A 1,032-nucleotide genomic window follows, 5' to 3' on the forward strand; every position below is an offset into this window, starting at 1 on the left:
GTAAATTTACCTGAACTCACAATTTAAAAAATTAATTATTCTAATCTAAAAGAGTCAACCTATTTCAGTATAATACAAAAAATCAATCTCAAATATTATTTTGTAATCATTCTGACATTTTTGATTTTTCAATTGAATGCTCAAACGTTGGCAATGGAACGAAATCGTAATCGAATCTCTTCGAATTATGAGATGAACCAAGAAATATTAAAACAGTTTGAAAATAAGAATCAACTTGAAAAAGAAATTCTATTAATAGCAAAAAAATCAAACGATTCAATATTATCTATTTTTGTTTATAATAATTCTAAAGATTCTATTATTGTCTCAAGGCAGGATTCATCTTTATTTTTAATACAAGAAGCAAAAAATGAAAACGGTAAATGGAAACCAATTGAATATTGGCAGAGAGCAACTTGTGTAAATAGTTATAACACAATCAAAATAAAGCCAAATGGAGTCATAGAAACAAAATCTATTGCTTACAAAGGAAGTTTTAAAACTAAAATTAGATTTAAACTTTATGATTCTGATCAAGTTTATTATTCAAATTCGTTAGATGGAAATATCAATCCAAATCAATTTGAAATTCCAGATGAACTATTTAAAAAAGTTTATTCAAGGTATACAGAATATAAAGTTGGAAAAGAATTATTCAAAAAAATAATTTTTTTAGGAGAAAATTCGGCTAAAGAATTTAAAAAAAAATATGATAATTGGTGGGAAGAAATTAATAAGAAAATGGATAAAAGAAATAAATCCAAGAATTAATAATACGTGGCACAACAGCGTATATAACAAATAGCTGCGTCTTTTCTAAACCGAAAATTTTGGTATATTTGATAAGTCGCCAAATCTTTTGATTTGGCTTTTAGAAAAATAAGATAAAAACAAAACGCAAAAGATTTGGCTTGTGACAATATTGAAAATTAACTCATAATTACACGCTACTTGTCATAGTGTGCCAAGAATCAACCATGGCAATAAAAGGGTTGAATGCTGTAAATAAGATGATGGTAGGTCCATCAGAGT

Annotated in this window: 1 protein-coding gene; it reads left to right on the forward strand. The window is 26.3% G+C overall.

The features are described from left to right. The first annotated feature begins 192 nt into the window (after positions 1–192). Positions 193–771, forward strand: a complete 579-nt coding sequence (locus tag FT986_RS00545) for a hypothetical protein (protein WP_147863346.1) — start codon at positions 193–195, stop codon at positions 769–771. The last annotated feature ends 261 nt before the right edge of the window (positions 772–1,032 follow it).

It is taken from the genome of Mesonia sp. K4-1, from assembly GCF_008017825.1.
Taxonomy (GTDB): domain Bacteria; phylum Bacteroidota; class Bacteroidia; order Flavobacteriales; family Flavobacteriaceae; genus Mesonia.

Bases quoted from the DNA above. Each gene is read 5' to 3' on its own strand.
- FT986_RS00545 (WP_147863346.1), top strand. From the start codon at position 193: ATGAACCAAGAAATATTAAAACAGTTTGAAAATAAGAATCAACTTGAA.